General features: G+C 62.7%; 1 protein-coding gene. It reads right to left on the bottom strand.

The window, feature by feature from the left end:
- The coding region (locus tag M8J71_RS22920) for an IS481 family transposase (protein ID WP_256250171.1) at positions 1-964 on the bottom strand (964 nt) is incomplete at its 3' end.
- Positions 965-1,071: the final 107 nt, after the last annotated feature.

Raw genomic sequence — 1,071 nt, 5'->3', positions numbered from 1 at the left:
TGTATTGACCTGAGAGGTTGGTGACGCGGCTGGCCGGTGGCTGACCTTTGAGTGAGGTGTGGCCTCGATGATGATTGTAGTGATGGAGCCAGTCGGCGAAAGCGGCAACACGCTCGGTCTCTGATCGATACGGACGGGCGTAGGCCCATTCATCGAGCATGGTGCGGTTGTAGCGCTCGACTTTGCCGTTTGTCTGTGGCCGGTACGGGCGCGTGCGTTTGTGCTTGATCTCAGGGCCCAGCGCGTCTTTGAACGCGTAAGAGCGGTAGCAGGAGCCGTTATCGGTCAGAACCCGTTTCACAGTGATTCCGTGGGACTCGAAATAGGCGTTGGCACGTGCCCAGAATCCAGCCGCGGTGTCCTTTTTTTCATCGGTCAGGATCTCCGTGTAGGCAAGTCGGGAATGGTCATCGACGGCGTTGTGCAGGAACGCGTAGCCCGGTCTCCGGTTCGCCGCGGTACCGGTCTTGTTCCGGTTTCCGGCGGTCCTGCCGACGCTGCGGTGTCCACCGCCGTCAGGGATCCGTCCAAGTTTCTTGATGTCGACGTGGACCAGGTCCCCGGGCTTGTGGTGCTCGTACCGGCGAATCACCCGGCCCGTGGCCCGGTCCAGCCACGCCAACCTCGCCAGCCCAAATCTGGACAGCACCCGGTGCACCGTGGAGGGATGGATGCCCAGCAGATAGCCGATCCGTGCCGGTCCCCACCGGCGGTTGACCCTAATCGCGATGATCCGACGCTCCCGCCGCACCGAGGTCCGCCGCGGGGAGCTGACGGGCCGGCTGGAACGGTCCGCCATCCCGGCCTCACCAAGAGCCCGGTACCGGTCCGCCCACCGCGCGGCGGTCGTGACGGATACCTGGAACCGTTCAGCTGCCCGCCGCAACGGCCATTTGTCTTCCACGATGCATTGGGCAAGGCGGAGCCGGCCCTTGGGCGTCAGAAGCGCGTTAGCATGGGACATTGAAGACCTCCTTGTGGTTCGGACTCTAGACAAGCCCCACTCCACTTGGAGGTCTTCTTTTTGTCACCTAACCACGCCGCATGTTCCTAACGTCCGTGGTCAATACA

This window comes from Pseudarthrobacter sp. R1 (genome assembly GCF_024494415.1).
Taxonomy (GTDB): Bacteria; Actinomycetota; Actinomycetes; order Actinomycetales; family Micrococcaceae; genus Arthrobacter.
The sequence above is the reverse complement of the archived record's forward strand: the minus strand, read 5'-3'. Positions and strand labels throughout refer to the sequence as shown.